Source organism: Mycobacterium sp. 1274756.6, assembly GCF_001668625.1.
In the GTDB taxonomy this organism is placed as follows: domain Bacteria; phylum Actinomycetota; class Actinomycetes; order Mycobacteriales; family Mycobacteriaceae; genus Mycobacterium.
This window is the reverse complement of sequence record NZ_LZLJ01000096.1, coordinates 1-22056: the sequence shown is the minus strand read 5'-3', so window position 1 is coordinate 22056 and position 22056 is coordinate 1. Positions and strand designations below refer to the sequence as shown.

Annotated in this window: 20 protein-coding genes and 1 pseudogene; 13 read left to right on the top strand and 8 right to left on the bottom strand. The window is 69.7% G+C overall.

All coding sequences use genetic code 11. From position 1 onward, the window contains the following. Positions 1–31: 31 nt before the first annotated feature. From fadD5 to A5643_RS16945, 13 genes are all read left to right on the top strand, one after another. Positions 32–1627: a fatty-acid--CoA ligase FadD5 gene (fadD5, locus tag A5643_RS17005; protein ID WP_066858601.1), complete on the top strand. Its 1596-nt coding sequence runs from the start codon at positions 32–34 to the stop codon at positions 1625–1627. Between the two features lie 308 nt (positions 1628–1935). Further along, positions 1936–2652, top strand: a complete 717-nt coding sequence (locus A5643_RS17000; RefSeq protein WP_082949044.1) for an MlaE family ABC transporter permease — start codon at positions 1936–1938, stop codon at positions 2650–2652. Position 2653: 1 nt separating this feature from the next. Further along, a complete protein-coding gene (locus A5643_RS16995) occupies positions 2654–3526 on the top strand; it encodes an ABC transporter permease (protein WP_066858366.1) in 873 nt (290 codons plus the stop codon). A gap of 4 nt (positions 3527–3530) precedes the next feature. Beyond that, positions 3531–4760, top strand: coding sequence for an MCE family protein (locus tag A5643_RS16990; RefSeq protein ID WP_066858363.1), 1230 nt, complete (start codon positions 3531–3533; stop codon positions 4758–4760). Then, a complete protein-coding gene (locus tag A5643_RS16985; RefSeq protein ID WP_066858360.1) occupies positions 4757–5797 on the top strand; it encodes a virulence factor Mce family protein in 1041 nt (346 codons plus the stop codon). The genes A5643_RS16990 and A5643_RS16985 overlap by 4 nt, the downstream gene beginning before the upstream one ends. Next, positions 5794–7338, top strand: coding sequence for a virulence factor Mce family protein (locus A5643_RS16980; protein ID WP_066858357.1), 1545 nt, complete (start codon positions 5794–5796; stop codon positions 7336–7338). The genes A5643_RS16985 and A5643_RS16980 overlap by 4 nt, the downstream gene beginning before the upstream one ends. Next, positions 7335–8930: a virulence factor Mce family protein gene (locus tag A5643_RS16975; RefSeq protein ID WP_066858355.1), complete on the top strand. Its 1596-nt coding sequence runs from the start codon at positions 7335–7337 to the stop codon at positions 8928–8930. The genes A5643_RS16980 and A5643_RS16975 overlap by 4 nt, the downstream gene beginning before the upstream one ends. After that, positions 8927–10087, top strand: coding sequence for a virulence factor Mce family protein (locus tag A5643_RS16970; protein ID WP_066858352.1), 1161 nt, complete (start codon positions 8927–8929; stop codon positions 10085–10087). The genes A5643_RS16975 and A5643_RS16970 overlap by 4 nt, the downstream gene beginning before the upstream one ends. Positions 10088–10093: 6 nt before the next feature. Next, complete coding sequence (locus tag A5643_RS16965; RefSeq protein ID WP_066858598.1) at positions 10094–11659, top strand: MCE family protein; 1566 nt, start codon at positions 10094–10096, stop codon at positions 11657–11659. Beyond that, positions 11629–12291 carry an Rv1363c family protein gene (locus A5643_RS16960; protein WP_066858349.1) on the top strand — a complete coding sequence of 221 codons (663 nt, stop codon included), beginning with the start codon at positions 11629–11631 and terminating at the stop codon, positions 12289–12291. The genes A5643_RS16965 and A5643_RS16960 overlap by 31 nt, the downstream gene beginning before the upstream one ends. Continuing rightward, a complete protein-coding gene (locus A5643_RS16955) occupies positions 12288–13232 on the top strand; it encodes an RDD family protein (protein ID WP_066858345.1) in 945 nt (314 codons plus the stop codon). Before A5643_RS16960 ends, A5643_RS16955 begins: the two co-directional genes overlap by 4 nt. Beyond that, on the top strand, positions 13229–13846 hold the full coding sequence (locus tag A5643_RS16950) for an Rv1363c family protein (RefSeq protein WP_082949034.1): 618 nt from the start codon (positions 13229–13231) through the stop codon (positions 13844–13846). Before A5643_RS16955 ends, A5643_RS16950 begins: the two co-directional genes overlap by 4 nt. After that, positions 13813–14559: a hypothetical protein gene (locus A5643_RS16945; RefSeq protein WP_066858342.1), complete on the top strand. Its 747-nt coding sequence runs from the start codon at positions 13813–13815 to the stop codon at positions 14557–14559. The genes A5643_RS16950 and A5643_RS16945 overlap by 34 nt, the downstream gene beginning before the upstream one ends. 16 nt (positions 14560–14575) lie before the next feature. Here the strand turns inward: A5643_RS16945 and A5643_RS16940 are convergent, their stop codons facing one another. The 8 genes and pseudogenes from A5643_RS16940 to A5643_RS16905 all read right to left on the bottom strand — a co-directional run. After that, on the bottom strand, positions 14576–15361 hold the full coding sequence (locus tag A5643_RS16940; RefSeq protein WP_066858339.1) for a DUF3298 domain-containing protein: 786 nt from the start codon (positions 15359–15361) through the stop codon (positions 14576–14578). A gap of 11 nt (positions 15362–15372) precedes the next feature. Then, positions 15373–16056 carry an Rv1363c family protein gene (locus A5643_RS16935; RefSeq protein ID WP_231995658.1) on the bottom strand — a complete coding sequence of 228 codons (684 nt, stop codon included), beginning with the start codon at positions 16054–16056 and terminating at the stop codon, positions 15373–15375. 21 nt (positions 16057–16077) lie between these two features. Then, entirely contained in the window at positions 16078–17331 is a 1254-nt protein-coding gene (locus A5643_RS16930; protein ID WP_066858336.1) for an MlaD family protein, read from the bottom strand. Positions 17332–17340: 9 nt separating this feature from the next. Then, positions 17341–18555 (bottom strand): MlaD family protein, encoded by a 1215-nt coding sequence (locus A5643_RS16925; protein ID WP_066858333.1) that lies wholly within the window; start codon positions 18553–18555, stop codon positions 17341–17343. 23 nt (positions 18556–18578) lie between these two features. Continuing rightward, positions 18579–19694 (bottom strand): MCE family protein, encoded by a 1116-nt coding sequence (locus tag A5643_RS16920; RefSeq protein ID WP_066858330.1) that lies wholly within the window; start codon positions 19692–19694, stop codon positions 18579–18581. Next, positions 19691–20788, bottom strand: coding sequence for an MCE family protein (locus tag A5643_RS16915; protein WP_082949033.1), 1098 nt, complete (start codon positions 20786–20788; stop codon positions 19691–19693). The genes A5643_RS16920 and A5643_RS16915 overlap by 4 nt, the downstream gene beginning before the upstream one ends. After that, a complete protein-coding gene (locus A5643_RS16910; protein ID WP_066858327.1) occupies positions 20781–21860 on the bottom strand; it encodes an MlaD family protein in 1080 nt (359 codons plus the stop codon). The genes A5643_RS16915 and A5643_RS16910 overlap by 8 nt, the downstream gene beginning before the upstream one ends. After that, a pseudogene (locus A5643_RS16905) lies at positions 21857–22056 on the bottom strand (mammalian cell entry protein); the annotation flags it as partial. The pseudogene A5643_RS16905 and the gene A5643_RS16910, both read right to left, overlap by 4 nt.

Genomic DNA, 22056 nt, shown 5'->3' with positions numbered 1-22056 from the left:
CGCGTTGACCGCATCTCGCACCGAACAGCACATCGCGGGCGCGCCGCGCACCGACTTCGGGGAACAGCCCTACCTCGCGCGACGCCAGCACTGGATCACCCAGCTGGAGCGGCACGCCCTGATGCAGCCGGCCGCCCCGGCGCTGCGGTTCCAGGGCGAGACCACCACCTGGGCGCAGCTGCACACCCGGGTCAGCGCGCTGGCCGACGCCCTGCACCGGCGCGGCGTGCGGTACGGCGACCGGGTGATGGTGCTGATGCTCAACCGCACCGAGTTCGTCGAGGCGCTGCTGGCCGCCAACATGCTCGGCGCGATCGCGGTGCCGGTGAACTTCCGGCTCGCGCCGCCGGAACTGGCCTTCCTCCTGGAGGACTGCACGGCCCGGGTGCTGCTGACCGAGCCGGCGCTGGCCCCGGTCGCGGTCGCCGCGCGCGACCTGGCCCCGGTGCTGGACACCGTCGTGGTCGCCGGGGCGCCGAGCTCGCCCGGCCTGACCGGCTACGAGGAACTGATCAACGAGACCGGGGAACCGCACCCGCGGGTGGACGTGCCCAGCGACGCCCCCGCGCTGATCATGTACACCTCGGGCACCACCGGGCGGCCCAAGGGCGCGGTGCTGACCCACATCAACCTCTACGGGCAGGCGATGACCGGCATCTACACCAACGGCGCCGGGGTCAACGACGTCGGCTTCATCGGGGTGCCGTTCTTTCACATCGCCGGGGTCGGCAACCTGCTGCCCGGCATGGTGCTGGGCACCCCGACGGTCATCCACCCGCTGGGTGCGTTCCACCCGGGTGAGCTGCTCGACGTGCTGGCCGCCGAGGGCGTCACCGGCATCTTCCTGGTGCCCGCGCAATGGCAGGCGGTCTGCGCCGAGCAGCAGGCCAACCCACGCCCGCTGCGGCTGCGCGCCCTATCCTGGGGGGCGTCCCCGGCGTCGGACACCCTGCTGCGGCAGATGGCCGAGACCTTCCCCGACGCCCAGATCCTCGCCGCGTTCGGCCAGACCGAGATGTCGCCGGTGACCTGCATGCTGCTCGGCGAGGACGCGCTGCGGAAGCTGGGCTCGGTGGGCAAGGTCATCCCGACCGTCGCCGCCCGGGTCGTCGACGAGAACATGAACGATGTGCCGGTCGGCGAGGTCGGCGAGATCGTCTACCGGGCGCCGACCCTGATGAGCGGCTACTGGAACAACCCGGAAGCCACCGCCGAGGCGTTCGCCGGCGGCTGGTTCCACTCCGGGGACCTGGTCCGGCTCGACGACGAGGGCTACGTGTGGGTGGTGGACCGCAAAAAGGACATGATCATCTCCGGCGGGGAGAACATCTACTGCGCCGAGGTGGAGAACGCGCTGGCCGCCCACCCCGCGATCGCCGAGGTCGCCGTCATCGGCCGGACCCACCACAAGTGGGGCGAGATCCCGGTGGCGGTGGCCGCGCTCACCGGCGGTGAGCTGGGCCTGGCGGAGCTCGAGGAGTTCCTCGCCGACCGGCTGGCCCGGTACAAGCATCCCAAGGCGCTGGAGATCGTCGACGCGTTGCCGCGCAACCCGTCGGGCAAGGTGCTCAAGACCGATCTGCGGGACCGGTTCGGGCAGGCCTCGACGCGGCCCGCGGCCACGTGAGGTTGCGTGTCGCCACGGCGCGAAACCGGCCGCGGTTGTCGCGCTGAGCCAAACAATGTTGTCTCCCGGATCCAATATCCGCGGGGGTGCGGATCGGGTACAGTCCTGTGAGCCTGGTTACCGCTGGTGACCATGGGGTTAGCGGTCACAACACGACGGAAGGAGTGCGCGGTGTCCCCCACGTTCCTTCTCGCCGGTCCGCCGGGGCCGCGCTCGTGACCGCCACGACGGGGCGGCCGGCCGGCGCGCTGGCCGCGGTCCGCGATCGGCTGGACGGCCCGCTCACCCTCGTCGGCGGGTTTTTCCGGATGTGCGTGCTCACCGCGAAGGCCCTGTTCGTCCCGCCGTTCCAGTGGCGCGAATTCATCCTGATGTGCTGGTTCGTGATGCGGGTGGCGATCCTGCCGACCATCGCGGTGTCGATCCCGCTGACCGTGCTGCTGATCTTCACCCTCAACATCCTGTTGGGCCAGGTCGGCGCCTCCGACATCTCCGGGGCCGGCGCGGCGATCGGCGCGGTCACCCAGCTCGGCCCGCTGACCACCGTGCTGGTGGTCGCCGGCGCGGCCTCCACCGCGATCTGCGCCGACCTCGGCGCCCGCACCATCCGCGAGGAGATCGACGCGATGGAGGTGCTGGGCATCGACCCGATCCACCGGCTGGTCGTGCCCCGCGTGCTGGCCGCCACCCTGGTCGCCACCCTGCTCAACGCGCTGGTGATCGTCGTCGGCCTGGTCGGCGGCTACATCTTCGGTGTCTACATGCAAAACGTGTCCGGCGGCGGCTACCTGGCGTCGCTCACGCTGATCACCGGGCTGCCCGAGGTCGTGATCGCGACCATCAAGGCGGCGGTGTTCGGCCTGATCGCCGGGCTCGTCGGCTGCTACCGCGGGCTGACGGTCAGCGGCGGGTCGAAGGGGCTGGGCACCGCGGTCAACGAGACCGTGGTGCTGTGCGTGGTGGCGCTGTACGCGGTCAACGTCGTGCTGACCACCATCGGTGTGCGGTTCGGGACGGGGACCTGAGATGGCCAGCAACGTCGCCGTGCTGCGCACGCGCTTCCCGCGGGCGGCGGAGAACATCCGCCGCTACCCGGGGGCGATCGGGCGGGCCGTGGACCGCATCGGCGCGCTGGCCTGGTTCATGGTCATCAGCTTCGGCGGCATCGGCTGGGCGCTGCGCCGCTACCGGCGGGAGACGCTGCGGCTGGTCGCCGAGATCGGCATGGGCGCCGGTGCGATGGCCGTCGTCGGCGGCACCGTCGCGATCGTGGCGTTCGTGACCCTGGCCGGCAGCTCGCTGGTGGCCATCCAGGGGTTCGCCTCGCTGGGCTACATCGGCATCGACGTGTTCACCGGGTTCTTCGCCGCCCTGATCAACGTGCGCCTGGCCGCGCCGGTGGTCACCGGGATCGCCCTGGCCGCCACCGTCGGCGCCGGCGCCACCGCCGAACTCGGCGCCATGCGGATCTCCGAGGAGATCGACGCCCTGGAGGTGATGGGCATCAAGTCCATCGCCTACCTGACCTCCACCCGGGTGCTCGCCGGTCTGGTGGTGATCGTGCCGCTGTACACGATGGCGATGCTGATGTCGTTCGTCTCCCCGCAGCTGGTCACCACGGTGCTCTACGGGCAGGCCTCGGGCACCTACGAGCACTACTTCCGGACGTTCCTGCGGCCCGACGACGTGTTCTGGTCGTTCGCCCAGATCATCATCGTGGCCGCCGTCGTCATGGTCACCCACTGCTACTACGGCTACACCGCCAGCGGCGGCCCGGTCGGGGTGGGCGAGGCGGTCGGCCGGTCCATGCGGTTCTCGCTGGTCTCGGTGCAGGTCGTGGTCCTGTTGTTCGCGTTGGCGCTCTACGGCACCAACCCCAACTTCAACCTGACGATGTGACGCCATGACGACCCGAGCCCCGCTGAACAAACCCCGCGTCCCGCCCTACAAATGGGCGGCCGTGGTCTTCGTGGCCGTCCTGGCGCTGATCATCGGACTGGTCTACCTGCAGTTCCGGGGTGCCTTCACCCCGAAAACCCAGCTGACCATGCTGGCCGCGCGGGCCGGGCTGGTGATGGACCCGGGCGCCCCGGTCACCTACAACGGGGTGCAGATCGGCAAGGTCGCGACCATCTCCGAGACCCAGCAGGCCGACGGCAAGCCCGCCGCGAAGTTCCTGCTCGAAGTGCATCCCAAATACATCAAGCTGATCCCGGAGAACGTCCGCGCGGACATCATGGCCACCACGGTGTTCGGCAACAAGTACGTGTCGCTGACCGCGCCGAAGGACGAGCAGCCCAGCACCCGGCAGATCACCCCCGACCATGTGATCGACGCGGTCTCGGTGACCACCGAGATCAACACCGTGTTCGAGACGATCATGGACATCTCCGAGCAGATCGACCCGGTGAAGCTGAACCTGACGCTGAGCGCGGCCGCCGAGGCGCTCGCCGGCCTCGGCGACAAGTTCGGGGCGTCGCTGGTCAACGCCAACGCGATCCTCGACGACCTGAACCCGCGGATGCCGCAGTTCCGCCACGACATACAGGCGTTTGCCGCCACCGCCGACGTCTACGCCGACGCCTCCCCGGACCTGTGGGATGCGCTGGACAACGCGCTGACCACGGTGGGCACCCTGCGCGAGCACGAGAGCGACGTCGACGAGGCGCTGCTCTCCGCGGTCGGATTCGGCAACACCGGCGAGGACATCTTCAACCGTGGCGGGCCGTACCTCGTCCGCGGCCTGGAGGACCTGGTGGTCACCGCGAAGCTGCTGGACACCTACAGCCCGGAGTTCTTCTGCACGCTGCGCAACTTCCACGACGTGGCGCCGAAGGTCAACGCCACCTTCGGCGGGCACAACGGGTACTCGCTGCGCACCTCGACCACGATCGTCGGGGCGCCCAACCCGTACGTCTACCCGGACAACCTGCCGCGGCTCAACGCGCGCGGCGGGCCGGGCGGGGCGCCGGGCTGCTGGCAGCCGATCACCCGTGACCTGTGGCCGGCCCCGACCCTGGTGGTCGACTCCGGCGCCAGCATCGCCCCCTACAACCACTTCGAGCTCGGCCAGCCGATGTTCACCGAGTACGTGTGGGGCCGCCAGTACGGGGAGAACACGATCAACCCATGAAAATCACCGGTACCGCTGTTCGCCTCGCCGCCGTGGGCATCGTTCTCCTGGTGTTCACGGCGATGATCATCGTGGTCTTCGGCCAGGTGCGGTTCGACCGCACCCAGCGCTACTCCGCGGAGTTCAGCAACGTCAGCGGGCTGCGCAACGGCCAGTTCGTCCGCGCCAACGGCGTGGAGATCGGCAAGGTCAAAAAGATCCACCTCATCGACGGCGGCAACCGGGTGGTCGTCGATTTCGACATCGAGCGCTCGGTGCCGCTGTACGAGTCGTCGACGGCGATGATCCGCTACGACGACCTGATCGGTAACCGCTACCTGGAGCTTAGCCGCGGCGACGGGGAGGGCGCGGAACGCAAGCTGCCGCCGGGCGGGGTGATCCCGGCCTCGCGCACCAAACCCGCCCTGGACCTCGACGCGCTGATCGGCGGGTTCAAGCCGCTGCTGAAAGCGCTGGACGAGGAGAAGGTCAACACCATCGCGACCTCGATCGTCACCGTGTTCCAGGGCCAGGGCGGCACCATCAACCAGATCCTGGACCAGACCGCCCAGCTCACCGAGCACCTCGCGGAGCGGGACCAGGCGATCGGCGAGGTGATCAAGAACCTCAACACCGTGCTGGACACCACCGTGCGCCACCAGAAGGAATTCGACCAGACCATCAACGACTTCGAGGTGTTGATCACCGGGCTGGAGAGCCAGGCCGACCCGCTGGCCGAGGGCACCGCGCACATCAGCAACGCGGCGGGCACCCTGGCCGGCCTGCTCGCCGACAACCGGCCCGCGCTGCAGACCGACCTGGGCTACCTGGACACCGTCGTGAGCCCGCTGGTGGATCAGCGGGACCGGTTCGACAAGCAGATCCGCGACTTCCCGGAGAACCTGAACCTGATCGGCCGGTCCGGCGGCATCTACGGGGACTTCTTCAACTTCTACCTCTGCGACATCTCGTTGAAGCTCAACGGCCTGCAGCCCGGCGGACCGGTGCGCACCGTCCGGCTCACCCAGCAACCGTCGGGTAGGTGCACGCCGAAATGAGAACCCTCGAACCCCCGAACCGGTCCCGGCTTGGCCTGATCGGCATCATCGTGACGATCCTGGTCGTCGGCGTGGGCCAGTGCATCACCACGGTGCCGATGCTGCTGGCGCAGCCCACCTACTACGGGCAGTTCAGCGACACCGGCGGACTCAACTCCGGTGACAAGGTGCGCATCGCCGGGTTCGACGTCGGCAAGGTGCAGAACATCGACATCGACGGCGACCACGTGGTGATGAAGTTCTCGGTGGGGCGCAACACGATCGGCACCGACAGCCGGCTGCGGATCCGCACGGACACCATCCTGGGCAGGAAGGTGCTGGAGGTCGAGCCGCGCGGCGCCACCAAACTGCGGCCCAACCAGTCGCTGCCGCTGGCGCAGAGCACCACCCCGTACCAGATCTACAACGCCTTCGAGGACCTCACCAAGGACGCCGCCGGCTGGAACATCGACACGGTGAAGGACTCGTTGCGGGTGCTGGCCGACACCGTCGACGAGACCTACCCGCACCTGAGCGCCGCGCTGGACGGGGTGGCGGACTTCTCCGACACGATCGGCAAGCGCGACGAGCAGATCACCCACCTGCTCGCCCAGGCCAACAAGGTCGCCGCCGTGCTGGGGGACCGCAGTGAGCAGGTCAACGACCTGCTGGTGCACGCGCAGACGCTGCTGGCCGCGTTCAATCAGCGCGGCCGGGCCATCGACAACCTGCTGACCAACGTCACGGCGGTCTCCGCCCAGGTGCAGGGCTTCATCGATGACAACCCGAACCTCAACCACCTGCTGGAGCAGCTGCGGGTGCTGACCGATCTGCTCAACGAGCGGCGCGACGACATCGCCCAGTCGTTCGTCAACGCGGCGAAGTTCATCGGGGCGCTCAACGAGGCCATCGCCTCCGGCCCCTACTTCAAGGTGATGATCGTCAACCTGCTGCCGTACCAGATCCTGCAGCCGTTCGTCGACGCGGCGTTCAAGAAGCGCGGCATCGACCCGGAGAACTTCTGGCGCGGCGCGGGTCTGCCGGAGTTCCGCTGGCCCGACCCCAACGGCACCCGCTTCCCCAACGGCGCGCCGCCGCCGGCGCCGGAGGTGCTCGAGGGCACCCCCGACCACCCGGGACCGGCCGTGCCGCCGGGCTCGCCGTGCTCCTACACCCCGACCGCCGACGCGCTGCCCCGGCCGGGCAACCCGCTGCCGTGCGCGGGTCTGTCCCAGGGGCCCTACGGGCCGGTGCCGGGCGGCTTCGGGCCGCCGGACGTGCTGAGCCTGCCCGCCAACCCGGAGGGCCCGCCGCCGGGACCGGGCATGCCGATCGCCGGGGTGCCCGGCCAGCCGCCGCCGAACGTGCCCGGCACGCCGGTGCCGCTGCCCGACGCCCCGCCCGGGGCGCGCACCGAACCGGTCGGTCCGGTCGCCGGGCCGTACCCGCCGCCGGCGGTCCCGCCGGCGCCGGTGCAGGCGCCGCCGGCCCCGCCGGGGCCCGGGCCGCAGCTGCCCGCGCCGTTCATCACACCGGACGGGACGGGAGGTAGCAGCCAGTGAGCCACAACGTGATCCCGCAGCGGCGGTGGCCGCTGGTGCTGGCCGTCACCATCACGGTGCTGGCGCTGATCGCCGGCTTCGTCGGCCTGCAGCTCTACCGCAAGCTGACCTCGAACACCGTCGTCGCCTACTTCACCGCCACCAACGCGCTGTACGCCGGCGACACGGTCCAGATCATGGGTGTGCCGGTGGGTTCGATCGACAAGATCGAACCGGCCGGGGACCAGATGAAGGTCACCTTCCACTACGCCAACAAGTACAAGGTTCCGGAGGACGCGTCCGCGGTCATCCTCAACCCGACGCTGGTGGCCTCCCGGGTCATCCAGCTCGCCCCGGCCTACACCGGCGGGCCGACCCTGGCCGACGGCGCGGTGATCCCGGTGGAGCGCACCCAGGTTCCCGTCGAGTGGGACGACCTGCGTAAAGAGGTCACCAACCTGGTCGAGGAGTTGGGGCCGCAGGAAGGCAAACCCGGCGACCTGGGCCCGGTCGGCGACGTCATCGACTCGCTGGCCGACGGCCTGGCCGGCAAGGGCGAGCAGATCAACAAGACGCTGACCAACCTGTCGACGGCGTTGACCGCCCTCAACGAGGGCCGCGGCGACTTCTTCGCGGTGGTGCGCAGCCTGGCGCTGTTCGTCAACGCACTGCACCAGAGCGACCAGCAGTTCGTCGCGCTGAACAACAACCTGGCGCAGTTCACCACCAACCTGAGCAACTCCGACCGGGAACTGGCCGACGCCATCGAACAGGTCGACCAGCTGCTGCCGACGCTGCGCAGCTTCCTCGACGAGAACACCGAGGTGCTCACCCACGACGTGCAGAACCTCTACAACGTGACGACCACGCTGGTGCAGCCGGAGCCGTTGGACGGGTTCGAAACCAGCCTGCACGTCTACCCGTCGCTGCAGGGCAACCTCAACGGCATCTACCACCCGGTCAACGGGGCGATCGTGCAGGTGCCGGTCATCACCAACTTCGCCAACCCGATGGCGTTCATCTGCAGCGCCATCCAGGCCGGCAGCCGGCTGGGCTACCAGGAGTCGGCCGAGCTGTGCGCCCAGTACCTGGGCCCGATCCTGGACGCGATGAAGTTCAACTTCCCGCCGTTCGGGATGAACCTGTTCTCCTCGGCGGCGACCCTGCCGAAGATGGTCGCCTACTCCGAGGAGCGGCTGCGGCCCCCACCCGGCTACAAGGACACCACCGTGCCGGGCATCTTCTCCCCGGACACCATCTGGTCGCACCGCAACAGCGAGCCGGGCTGGATCGTCGCGCCCGGCATGCAGGGCACCGAGGTGCAGCCGGCCACCGCGAACCTGCTGACCCCGGAGTCGCTGGCCGAGATCATGGGCGGGCCCAACATCGTGCCGCCCACCGACGGGCAGACCATGACCGGCCCCCCGAACGCCTACGACCAGCACAACCCGCTGCCGCCGCCGTGGTACCCGCAGCCGGCCCCGCTGCCGGCGCCCGGGCCGGAGGTCAGCCCGGGCATGCCGCCAGCGCAGGTGCAGGTGCCGTCGCCGATGCACGGGACCGCGCCCGGTGACGGCGTGCAGCGCGGCCCGCTACCGGGAGAGACACCATGACGAGGCGGGTGACGAAGATGCTGCGGCACCGGGCGTGGCAGGCGGTGGCGCTGCTGGCGACCATGCTGATGCTGAGTTCCTGCGGCTGGCGCGGCATCGCCAACGTGCAGTTGCCCGGCGGGCCGGGAACCGGCGCGGACGCCTACACGATCTACGTGCAGGTGCCCGACACCCTGGCGCTCAACGGCAACAGCCATGTGCTGGTCGCCGACGTCCACGTCGGCACCGTGCGCAAGATCGAGCTGAAGGACTGGGTCGCCACGCTGACGCTCGGGGTCAACAAGGACGTCGTCCTGCCGAAGAACGCGACCGCCAAGATCGGGCAGACCAGCCTGCTGGGCTCCCAGCACGTGGAGTTGGCCGCGCCCGCCGAGCCGTCCGCGGAGCGGCTGCAAGACGGCGATGTGATCAAGCTGGCGAACTCCTCGGCGTATCCGAACATGGAGCGCACGTTGGCGAGCCTGGCGATGATCCTGCGCGGCGGCGGCGTGCCGAACCTGGAGGTGCTCTCCGACGAGCTGACCTACCTGCTCGACGGGCGCGCCGACGCGATCCACGATTTCCTGGGCAAACTGGCGACCTTCACCGGTGAGCTCAACGAGCAGCGCGAGGACATCACCCACGCCATCGACGCCACCGACCGGCTGCTGAGCTATGTGGCCAGCCGGGACAACACCTTGGACCGGCTGCTGGTCGAGGTGCCGCCGCTGATCAAGCACTACGCCGAGAAGCGGGAACTGTTCACCGACGCCATCGACGCGGTGGGCCGGTTCGCCGGGGTCGCCGACGAGACGCTGAGCGCCGCCCGCGGCCCGCTCGGCGAGGACCTGGAGGCGCTCAAGCGCCCGCTCAAGCAGCTCGGCCGGGGAGCGCCCTACCTGAGCGGGGCGCTCGACCTGATGGTGACCCTGCCCTTCGAGATCAACGGGGTCCCGATCGCGATCCGCGGTGACTACATCAACGTGTCGCTGATGGTCGACCTGACGCTGAGCACGGTGGACAACGCCATCCTGTCCGGCACCGGCCTGTCGGGCATGCTGCGGGCGTTGGAGCAGTCCTGGGGCCGGGACCCCGCGACGATGCGCCCGGACGTGCGGTTCACCCCCAACCCGCTCAGCGCCGAGAACGGGCCGCTCATCGAACGGGCGGAGGACTAGCCGATGCTGCTGAGTAGGTTCGCCAAACGCCAACTGGTGTTGTTCACCGCGGTGACGCTGATCGCGGTCATCGGACTCGGCTGGTACTACCTGCGGTTGCCGGCGCTGATGGGCATCGGCCAGTACACGCTGAGCGCGGAACTGCCGTCGTCGGGCGGGTTGTACGCCACCGCCAACGTCACCTACCGGGGCACCACGATCGGGCGGGTCACCGACGTGCAGCCGACCGCGACCGGTGCGATCGCCACCCTGCGCATCGACTCGAAGTACAAGATCCCGGCCGACGCGTCGGCGAACGTGCACTCGGTCTCGGCGGTCGGCGAGCAGTACCTGGACCTGGTGTCGCACGGCACCACCGACCAGGTGCTGCCGAAGAACGCGGTCATCACCGACTCGTCGGTGCCGGCCCCGGTGGGGCCGACCCTCGACGCCGTCAACCGGACCCTGGCGGCGCTGCCGCACCAGAAGATCAGCCAACTGCTCGACGAGACCGCGATGGCGGTCGGCGGGCTGGGGCCGGCGCTGCAGCGGCTGGTGGACGCCACCCAGGCCATCGCCGGGGACTTCCGCACCAACATCGGCGATATCAACGACATCATCGCCAACTCCGGGCCGATCCTGGACAGCCAGGTGGACTCCGGTGACGCCATCGAGCGCTGGGCGGCGAACCTGAACACCCTGGCCGCGCAGAGCGCCGGGGAGGACGCGGCCCTGCGCCGGATCCTGCCGCAGGCGGCCAGCTCGGCCGACCAGCTCAGCAACGTGATGGCCGGGCTGCAGGACACCCTGCCGCAGACGTTCGCCAACCTGGCGATCGTGCTGGACATCCTCAAGCGCTACCGCCCCTACGTCGAGGCGATGCTGGTGGCGTTCCCGCAGGAGGCCGCATCCGGTCAGGCGGTGACCGCGCCGTACGAGAACGAGGCGCGCGCGCTGCTGGACCTGGGGCTGACCATCAACCAGCCGCCGCCGTGTATGACCGGGTTCCTGCCGGCCTCCGAGTGGCGCTCGCCCGCCGACACCAGTTCGGTTCCGGCGCCGTCGGGGCTGTACTGCAAGATCCCCAAGGACACCCCGGCGAACGTGGTCCGCGGGGCGCGCAACATCCCGTGTGCCGACGTGCCCGGCAAGCGGGGCGCGACCCCGAAGGAGTGCCGCGACGAGGAACCGTACGAGCCGCTGGGCACCAACCCCTGGTACGGCGACCCCGAGCAGTTCCGCAACTGCCCGGCGCCGGGCGCGCGCTGCGACCAGCCGGTGGACCCGGGCCGGGTGATTCCGGCGCCGTCGGTCAACAACGGCATGAACCCCGCACCCGCGGACCAGCTGCCGCCGCCGATGCGACAGCAGGGCCCGATCAGCGATCCGTTGACCCGACCCGGGTCGGGTACCGTGCAGTGCAACGGCCAGCAGCCCAACCCGTGCGTTTACATTCCGAGCGCGGCGCCGGCGGCCGTCTACCACCCGTCCAGCGGCGAGTTGGTCGGCCCGGACGGCGTCAAATACGTGATCGACAACGAGACCCCCACAGGAGACGACGGATGGAAGGAGATGCTGGCTCCGGTCAGTTGAACCCCACCGAGTCCGACGTCTCCGCGTCGGACGACACCGAGCAGGCCGACACCCCGGTGCCCGCGGAGGCACCGGAACCCGCCGAAGCGGCCGAGGACTCCGCTGACAGCTCTGACGAGCCGGCGCCGGTGGCGCGCGGCCGGTCCCGGTTGGGCCGCGGCTGGTTGGTCGGGAGCGCCGTCGCCATGATCGTGCTAGCCGGGGCGCTCGCGGCCGGCGGCTACCTGGCGGTGCGGTCCCACCGGGCCAGCACCGCAGCGCAGGACGCCGACGCCGCGGCCCTGGCCGCCGCCCGGGACTGCCTGCTGGCGCTGCACGCGCCGGACCCGGCGGCGATGGACGCCAACCAGCGCAAGATCCTGGAGTGCTCCACCGGTGATTTCGTCGCCCAGGCGCCGCTGATGCTCAGCGTCATCGCCGATGCCTACGCGCAGGCGGACGTGCACGTCGAGATGCTCGATATGCGCACCGCGGTGGAACGCCACAACCCCGACGACTCGATCATCGTGCTGGCCGCGTTCCGGGTCTTCGTCTCCAGCACCAACCAGCAGGTCGCCTACCGGCTGCGGGTGACGATGGCGCCCGACGACGGCGTCTACAAAATCGCCGACATCGACCAGGTTGCGCGGTGACCGATCTCCTCGACCGGCAGGAGGGTCCTGCCCCGGCCCTGGCGGGTTGGCCGGTGCGCGCGCTGGGCGCGGCCATCGATGTGCTGCCCGGCTTCGCGGTGGCGGCCGCCGCGGGGATCGCGGCGTTCACGGCGCCACCGTCGAGCCCCTGGTGGTGGGCGTGGAGCCTGCTGTGCGGCGCGGCGATCCTGCTGACCGCCGCCAACCGGGTGTTGCTGCCCGCGGTCACCGGCTGGAGCCTGGGCCGCGCGGTCGTCGGGGTCCGGGTCGCCCGGGCGGACGGCCGGCCGATCGGTCCCGGCCGGTTGCTGGCCCGCGAGGCCGCCCACCTGCTCGACACGGCGCCGCTGCTGGCCGGCTGGTTGCTGCCGCTGTGGGAGCGGCGGGGCCGCACCGGCGCGGACCTGCTGGCCGGCACCGAGGCGCACCGGGTCCCGCCGCCCTCGGCGCCGGTCACCGGCAGGCTCGCCGCCCTGCTCACCGCCGCGGCTCTGCTGTGCGCGGGGGTCACGGCGGCCAGCTATCTGCTGGTCTACCAACCCGACCGCACCGCGGACAACGCCCGGGCGGACATCGCGCGGGTCGGCCCGAAGCTGGTGGTCGAGATGCTCAGCTACGCCCCGGACACGATCGACGCCGACTTCGAGCGGGCCGCGACCGTCACCACCGAGCGCTACCGCCCGGAGCTGGAGGTCGGCCAGCGCGCGGCGCGGGAAGCCCCGCTGCGGCACAACTATTTCGTCCCGCACAGCGCCGTGCTGGAATCCGGGGCGGATCACGCCCGGGTGCTGGTGCTGCTGCGCGGTGAACTCGGGGATCCGCCGGAGGTCTGGAACAGCACCGTCACCGCGGTGGTCGGGTTCGTCAAGCAGGACCGGCGCTGGCTGATCGACGAGATGACGATCCTGCCGCGCTCCCAACACGAGGAGGGCGGACCGTGAGCCCCCGCCGCCGGACCGCCGCCGACGCGACACCGCCGAGCGCGGCGATCGAGCTGACCGGCGCGTCGGCCGAGACGCCGGCACCCGCGGCGCCCGGGCAGGCGGTGCGGGTGCCGCGCCCGCCGCTGCGGCTGGTGTGGGCGGCCATCGGCGCCGCCGTGGTCATCGCCGCCACGCTGGCGGTGGCCATGGTGATGCTGGTCGAGTACGAGACGCGACAGTTCATGGAACGACGCGAGTTCGCCGTGATCGAGACGGCGCGCTCCTTCACCACCCAGCTGATGTCGCCGGATCCGACCGGCGACTACGGCGCCAACCGCTACGTGGACCGGATGACCGCCCAGGTGACCGGGGAGCTGGAGACGTACTGGCGGGAGTCGCGCGACCGGATTCTGATCGAGGTGGCCAAGGGCGCCAAGTCGGAGGCGACCGTGCTCTACGCCGGACTCGAGCGCTGGAACGACGACGGCAGCGCCGACGTGTTGGTGATCGCCAGGCAACGCATCCAGGACGACGACGGCAAGACGATGGCCGAACCCATCGCGCAGGTGTTGGAGACGGTACGACAGGAGGGGGGCCAATGGAAGATCAGCAACATGGGCCCGGTGATCTGAGCGACGACGACGCCGAAACCGCTTCCGACGCAACGGCGGCCGAGACGCCGGAGTCGGAGACCGAACCCGCGGAGTCGGAGACCGGCGCCGGCGAGGCGGCGGACGGCCAGCCGGAATCGACATCGGACGCGGAGGAGCCGGCGACGGAGAGCGCCGACGGGTCCGCCGCACCGGCGGGCCCGAGCCGGTCAGCGCGGCTGCGGGCGGCGCTGCCCGCGGTCGGGCTCGGCGCGGCCGCAACGGTGTTCGTCGCCGCGGCCGCGGCGGCCGGGGCCGCCGTGCAGCCCTATCTGGCCGACCGGGCGCTGGTCGACACCAAACTCGCGATCGCCCGCTCGGCCTCCGACGCGATCCGGACGCTGTGGACCTACACGCCCGAGACGATCAGCAGCCTGCCCGACCGGGCCGCCGAATACCTCACCGGGGACCTGGCCGCCAACTACCGCAAGTACATCGAGGCCATCGAGCCGCGCTACATCCAGGCGCAGGTCAGTTTGGACAGCGAGGTGGTGGGGGTCGCCGTCTCCGCGGTCGAGGACACCGACGCCAGTGCGCTGGTCTACACCAACACGAGTTGGTCGAGCCCGAAGACCAAGGACATTCCGGGGCTGCAGTACAACGCCTACCAGGTCGCCCTGGTGCGCGACGGCGCGCGCTGGCGGGTCACCGCTCTCGAGCCGATCACCAACTTCACCCTGACACCGCAGTTCTAAAAACCGCGCGACCGGCTCAGTTGCCGCCGTACTCCGGGCGCAGGATCGGGGCCAGCGCCGCCAGCGGGATGTGCGCCTTGACGTTGCCGCCGTCCATCGACCACTGCTGTAACTGGTTGTACTGCACCGGCGAATCGTGTCCGACCGGGTAGTCGGGCATGTAGAGGATCAACTCGTCGGGGGTCAGCGCCCAGGACCGGTAGCCGCCGGAGAACGGCTTGTCCGGGGTCCAGCGGTCCGGGGTGAACGGGTAGCTGCCGGGGGAGTGCTCCCAGAACGCCCGATCGAGTGCCTCCACGATGTACTGGTTGCCCAGCTTGGGGATCTCCGCGTACGGGTCCACGCCGTCCTTGGCGATATCGGCCAGCTGCAGTTGCCGGCCCTGGGCCATGTCGAAGGTGAAGGTGCGGTAGGCGTTGTTGATCCACGGGCCGTCGGCGTGGTAATCCTCGTGGAACACCACGCTGAGCGCGTCACCGTGCTGGAAGATCTCGTAGTTCTCGTTGCCCCAGCTGTCCTGAGCCATCGACTGGCCCTTCTGCCGCCAGTTGTTGAACAGCTTGGACAGGTAATCCTGGATCGGCGGGCCGGCGACGGGGTGGTCGACCAGATCGCCGGGGACCGCCATCTTGATGTAGCGGTTGGCGTTGCGCGGCGAGGGAATCGTGGCGTTGCAGAAGTGGCCGTCCCAAGCGCCGCCGAGCCCTTCGCAGAACGACGGAGCCGAGGCCCCCGCGGTGTGAGCGGCCAGCAGCGCCCCCGCAGCCATCGCGACGCTGGTCGCCAGCCGGATCATCCACATCTCCGCAGCTCCTAGGGCAGTTCCACTTTGCTCGCCAGCCACCGGCCGTCGACCTTCTCCATCGTCATCTTCATCCGCAGGCTGTCGACCCGGGGGTCGGGCAGTTCGGTGTTCTCGACCTTCTGGTCCACCATCAGCAGCACGACGACCTTGTCGGTGGACTTCGACTGGACGGCGGAGTCCACCACCTTGCCGTGCGCGTCGGACTTGTTGTCGATCAGCAGCTGGCGCAGCCGCATGCTCGACTCGGTGTACATGTCCTTGAAGTCGCCGGTCGCGCCGTTGAGCACGGCCGCGAAGTTCTCGTCGACCTGATCGGAGCTGATGCTGGTCAGCACCTGGGCGTAGTCGACCGCGGTGTCCTGGGCGATGGTGCCTGCCCGGTCGACGCGGTGATCCGACCACAGTTTCCAGCCCAACCCGCCGGCGACCGCCGCGAGCAGGAGGTAGATCGCCGCCACCCCGGCGACCCGGGCCACCTGCGGCCACAGCGGGTTCCCGGCGGGACGTGCGGAGACCGGGGCGACCGACACCGTCGGGGCCGCCTCGGTCGCTCCGGCGTCCTCGGCGTCCTCGGCCGCCGTCTCGGCACCGGCCGTCTCTTCGGCGGCCGCGTCGTCGGCCGGGGCCGGCTCGGTCGGTTCCGGGGACGCCCCGGCGGCGGAGGTGTCCGGGTCGGTGGTGTCGTCGGCCACGGTCAGAAGTCTCCTCAAGCGTTAGCGGGGCGGCTCGATCGGCAGCGTCGGCCCACCGTACGGGGTGGGGATGCTGTAGCGGCCCTGCGGGGTCGGATCGGAGGTGGCGCCGAGGTCGGCCCCCGGCGGGGCGCCTGCGGTGTCGTCGCCGGCGGGGCGGGGCGCGTTCTTCGCGCCGCGGATCAGCACTTCGGGGTCGGTGTCGGGGCAGTAGCCGGCATACAGGAACGGCTCGGGGTAGTCGGCCGCCGACCCGGCCCGCCGCGGCGTGCCGTACTCACAGGCGTACTTCGGGTACAGGTCGACGGTCGCCCAGATGCCCTGATCGTGCATGATGCTGCCGACGGCTTCCAGGGTGGAGCCGCGGTAGTCGGGGAACAGGGCGTTGAGGGCTGGCACCCGCAGGTAGAGGATCTGGGCGGTGGTGGCCAGGTTCTCCAGCAACCCGACCATGGTGTCGGAGTTGTCGTCGAAGATGTTGTCGACCCTTGACAGCAGGTCGGGGCCCCGGTCGACGAAGGTGCGGTAGCCGCCGTCCATCTTGTTGACCCCGGTCAGTACGTTGTGCAGGTTCTCGGTGGCTACCTGCAGGCCGGCGTTCTTGTCCGCCAGCAACTCCAGGGTGACCCGGCTGGACTTCAGCACGCTGACCGTCTCCGGGAGCACCCCGTTGAGGGTGGCCAGCAGGAACGTGCCGCCGTCGATGATGTCGGTGAGTTTCTGCGGGCCCTCCTTGCTCAGGCTCAGTTCCCGCTTGATGGTCTCGAGCTTGTCGATGTCGACCTGGGCGAGCGCACCGTCGGTGTGGGCGAGCATGTCCGACAGCGGGACCGGCGTCTGGGTGTCCTCGCGGGAGACGACGTCGCCGTTGGCCAGGTACGGGCCGTCGGTGTGCTGCGGCTCGAAGTCGATGTATTGCTCACCGGCGGGGGAGAGCCCGGAGACCCGCACCGGGGTGCCGACCGGGATCTTGACCTTCGACTTGACCTCGACCAGGGCATCGACACCCTCGGGGGTCAGCACCAGATCCTGGATCGTGCCGACCGGCACCCCGCGCACCGCCACATCCTGGTTGGCCAGCAGCCCGCCGGAGTCGGCCAACTGCACCCGCAGCTTGTAGTGCGACACGAACGGGTTGACCCGCAGCGCCCCGATCAGCAGGTAGCCCACCGCGACGACCAGCGTCAGGCCCAGCGCCAACCCGGAGATCCAGGTCCTCTGGCGGTGCCCGGCCCGGACGGCGGCGACGATCTTGCGACTGATGGTGTCCAGCATGTCGGCCTCCTATCCTGCCGGTTCCGGCGGTCCGGGCGGGGGGCCCTGCGGGGCCTCCTGCTCCAGCGGGCTCGGCGGGATGGGGGCGCCCACCGGCGCCCACGGCTGCTGGCCCATCGAGGTGTCCGGGCCTTTGCCCACGACGCGCTCCTGCAGGCGCCACAGCGCGTACTTGATGGAGCCGACCAGTTTGGCCCAGTCGTAGCGCTTGGGCCCGTGCAGCGCCAGGTCGCCCTTGAAACCGGCGTCGGGCATCGAGCCGATCACCAGCCGGTCGATGCTGACCCGCACCGAGATCGACGAGCCCGGGGTGCTCTTGACGATCGGCGGCATCAGCCGGTTCAGCGCGTACAGGCTGGTGTCGGGGTCGAGGGACACGTCGTTCCAGGCGGCGGCGACGGCGTTGGCGTCCTTGATGACGCTGCGGCCCGACTCGTCGGTCCCGGCGATCGACGGGAATTTCTGCAGCTGGCGGGTGGTGGCGCCGATCGTCTCGATCACATCGGAGAGCTGGGCGGTGTTGTCGGCCAGCACATCGGTGGCCGGGCCGGCGGCCTCCAGGATCTCGGTGAGGGCCTGGTTCTTCTCGTCGAGCCGGTCGGCGAGCCGGGCGGTCGCGGTCAGCGCGGAGTTGATCTCACCGGAGCGGGCGTTGAGCTTGCCCAGCAGCAGATTGGTTTTGCCGATCAGATCACCCAACGCCTCGCCCTGGTCGCCGGTGGCCGCCCCGGCGCCGTTGACCAGGTTGGTGAAGTTGCGCACCGTGCCGCCGTTGACCAGCAGCGCCGCCGACGCCAGCACCGCTTCGACGGTCGCGGCGGCGGCGGTGTCGGTGATGGTGTCGCCGTCTTTGAGCAGCGGCGCGTTCGGGTCCAGCGGCGTGGGCTGCTTGATCGCGACGAACACGTCGCCCAGCGGGGTCGCCGAGCGCAGCTCGGCGATGCTGCCCACCGGGATGCGGGTGCCGTCCATGATCCGCAGCGTGGTCTCAGCCTTGTAGTTGCGCGCCACCATCGACTCCAGCTGGCCGACATCGGCGCCGCCGAGCTTCACCTTGGCATGGGCGGGCAGGTTCAGCGCGTTATCGAACACCGCCTTGAGCGTGTAGCCGCCGGCGCCCATGCCCGGGGCGGGCAGGGGAAGATCGCCCAGCCCCACCCCGCAGCCCGACGTCAACAGCGCGGCCGCCGCGACGGCAACCGCGGTGCGCTTGCCGCGCCGCATCTGTGTCGTCCTCGCCACCATGATCACTGCCCCATCGCCGAGAGTCCGTCGAGAATGTAGGTCAGGCCGAAGTCCGGTCCGTAGTCCTGCAGGGTGCCGGTGCTGCAGCCCAACTGGCGCAGGTGCATCAGGTTGCACAGTTCCTTGGTCGACTGGGAGTCGGTGAGGATCTTGTCGACCAGCGCGTGGATGCGGACCGCGCCGTTGTCCTGGTCGATCATGTTGTACATGTTGTCCAGCAGCAGGGGCAGCACATCGACGAGTTCTTTGACCTCACGCTGGTGGTCGACCAGCGAGCGCACCGCGGTGTCGCCGTTGAGCACCGCCTGCTTGATGTTGTCCCGGTTGTCGTCGATGAGGATCGTGGCCTGATCGATGATCTGGTTGATCTTGCGTCCGGTGGCGCCGGTGCCCAACGCCTCGTCGTTGAGGATCTGGGTCAGCTGGTTGACCGTCGAGCCGAACTCGCGCAGCTTGCCGTCGTTGCGGGAGGTCGCCTCCAGCAACGAGCTCAGGTCAGTGATGATCGTGGTCAGCTGATCGCGGGTCTGCACCCCGCCCTCGGAGCTGAGCCGTAACGCGTCGGACAGCTCGCCGAGTGCGGCTTTGATGCTCTCGCCGTTGCCGTCCACGCTGGCGGAGGCGGCGTTGATGAGGTCGGCCAGCGGGCCGCCGCCCTTGCCGTCGCCCTCCAGCGAGGTGGAGATCTTGTCCAGCATGTCGAGCACCCGGTCGAAGGAGACCGGCGTCTTGGTGCGGAACTGCGGGATGCTGTCGTGGTTGGCCATCGTGGGTCCGCCGGTGTAGGGCGGGGTCAACTCGATCTGGCGGTCGGTGAGGATCGAGGTGGTGATGGTGACCGCGTGCACGTCGGCGGGGATCTTGACGTCCTTGTCGACGGTGAAGTCGACCGCCACGCTGTCGCCCAGCGGCGTGATCTTGGTGACCTTGCCGACTTGCATGCCGGCCACCGCGACGATGTTGTCCTCGTAAAGCCCGGCGGCGCTGTCGAAGTAGGCGGTCAGCTTGATCGTGTGCAACTGATTCCGGATGTAGACGCCGACGGCGCCGAGGACGAGCACGCCGATGAGCGCAACCCCGAGCAACAGGGCCACGGTGCGGCGCTTACCGGTGTTCATTTGCAGTCCTTGTAGTACTCGATCATGCCGAATTGCTTGGCGCGCCCGCTGATTGCGCACATCCAGGAGTCGATCAGCAGACCGTTGGGCACGAAGAAGTCCAGGAACGGCCCGTCGCCGGTCGCGTTGGTCAGACCCCGTACCGGGACCGGGGCGATCTGCAGGATGTTGCGGAACAGGTCGTCGTGCTCGGCCAGCATGCCGGAGAGCTCGCGCAGGTTGGCGACCGTCTCGCCGAGCATCGGCCGGTTGTTGACCACCAGGTCGTCGAGGGTGGCCACCAGGTTGGTCAGCGCGTTCATCATCGAGTGGAAGGTGGCCTGCCGGGACACGAACTGGCCCAACAGGTCCTGGCCCTGGTCGAGCAGGTTGCCCATCGCGTTCTGCTGGGCGCGCAGCGTGTTGGCCACCCGCTGGGTGCTCTTGAGCAGGGTGCCGAGCTGGTCGCGGCGGTCCGCGGCGATCCCGGACAGGGTGTGCAGGTTCTCCATCGCCTGGGGCAGGATCTCCGGCAGCCCGTCCAGCTGGTGGCCCAGGGCGGCCAGCGACTCCGCGAACTGGTCGGAGTCGACCTGCTCGAAGGTGGTGGTGGCGTCTTCCAGCAGCGACTGCAGGTCGTAGGGGACCTCGGTGTGGTCGAGGTCGAAGGTCTTGTCCGGCAGCTCGCCCTCGCCGTTGGGCACCAACTCCAGGTAGCGCGAGCCCAGGATCGTCATCACCTTGATGATCGCCTTGGAGTCGCGGCCCAGCGGGACGTTGTTGCGCACGGTCAGCCCGGCTTCGACGTGGTCGCCGACCAGCTTCATGCTGGAGACGTGGCCGACCTCGATGCCGGCCACCGTGATCGGGTTGCCCGGTTTGAGTGAGGCGGCCTGGGCGAACTCGGCGGTGTAGTGGGTGTAGCCGAACCCGAGCAGCTTGACGAACAGCAGCGCGGCCACCAGCACCGCCACCACGCCCAGGGCGATGGCGCCCAGGATCGTGGCGTTGTACTCCTCCAGCGGTTTCTTGCGCTGCTGGCGCGGCTCCGGCGCGGTCTTCGCGTCAGGCAGCTCGGGCACTGTGGGGTCGGTGGGGTCAGCGGGGTCAGCCATTGGCCATGTTCCTGCATCTCGGGGTGTGCCAACCCAGGTTCTCCCGGGTCAGGGGGGTGGCGTTGCCCGGCGTTGCGGCGTTGACGATATAGGTGGTCATGTCGTTGAGGCCGGGGAAGAACCCGGTGATGTTGAGGTCGCAGCCGTAGGCGTTGCCGTAGGCGCCCTCCCCGACGATGCGGGCCAGGCCCTTGAGCAGCAGCGGCAGGTTGGCGCCGGTGAAGGCCAGCTGCGGCTCGATGCCCACCATGTGCTTGGTGAACCCGGGTTCGCGGACGACGATCTCCTTCAGCGACGGGTACACCTCGTCCATGATCGCCGACAGCCGGGTGGTGACCTGGGCGATCGACCCGACCGAGGACTGCAGCTCGGGACGGCGGGCGTCGAAGTCACCGATCACCGTCTGCGCCTGGGTCAGGGTGTGGTCGAGGTTGTCGTTCTGGTCGGCGATATTGTCGGTGACCCGGCTCAGGCTGGTGATCAGGTCACCGAGCGCCTCGTCCCGGCCGGCCAGCGACTCGGTGATCTGCGAGGTCTCGTTGACGAACTGGCTGATCGACGCACGGTCGCCCTGCAGGGATTGAATGACACCCTTGGTCAGGTCGTCGGCCTTCTTGGGGTCCAGCAGCGACATCATCGGCTCGAAGCCGTTGAGCAGCCGACCCACGTCGAATGACGGATCGGTGCGTTCCACCGGGATCACGCTGTGCGGCTCCAGCCGCTCGGTGTCGCCGACACTGCCCAGCGACAGCCCGAGGTAGCGCTGGCCCATGATGTTCTGGTAGGTGACCGAGGCGATCGTGTTGCCGTAGAGCGGCTGGTCGCTCTGGACGATGAAGGACACCTTGGCCTGTTTGCCGTCCAGTTCGATCTTCTCGACCCGGCCGACCCGCACCCCGGCCATCCGGACGTCGTCGCCGTCGCGCAGCCCGTAGACGTCGGTGAACACCGCCGCGTACGGGGTGGTGGCACCGGAGACGTCGCGGCGCAGGGTGGCGTAGACCAGCCACGTCAGCCCCATCGAGACGATCATGAACAAGGTGAGCCCGATCATCGGGCCACGGAACCTCATCGGGGCGCCTCCTCGGGTCCGGCCGACTCGCCCGAGTAGTCCGCGGTCACCACGGTGCCGCGGGCGACCGGGCCCAGCAGCAGCTGGGTGGCCACGGTGGCGGGCTCGGACCCGCCGGTGATGACGCCGAGCTGGTCGCGTTCGTGCTGGCTACCGACCGGGCCGACGTTGCCGCCCCAGGCGGCGGCGCGGGGGG